Here is a 260-nt window from a genome sequence, read left to right as displayed (position 1 = left end):
AGTTTCAGTAAAGAACTATCTCTTGATTCAGAAAGATATAATAAAGAAAACGTTCCTATTATCAGCAAGGAAGAAGATTTGGCCTATGTGATCTATACCTCTGGAACTACAGGTCATCCTAAAGGAGTTATGATAGAGAATAGGAATGCTGTTGATTTGATTTACTGGGCTCAGAATGAGTTTGATCTGTCCAGGTTCAGTATTACTTATGCTGCTACCTCTTATTGTTTTGATTTATCCGTGTATGAGATGTTCTATAC

The 260-nt window shown here is 35.4% G+C and carries 1 protein-coding gene; it reads left to right on the top strand.

Features of this window, described 5'->3' with window-relative positions:
• Positions 1–260 (top strand): AMP-binding protein (locus SB752_RS32770; RefSeq protein ID WP_410719559.1); only part of this gene is annotated, 260 nt, incomplete at both ends.

The sequence above is a fragment of the Brevibacillus sp. SIMBA_040 genome (assembly GCF_046535075.1).
In the GTDB taxonomy this organism is placed as follows: domain Bacteria; phylum Bacillota; class Bacilli; order Brevibacillales; family Brevibacillaceae; genus Brevibacillus.
This window is presented reverse-complemented; position numbering and strand designations above follow the sequence as displayed.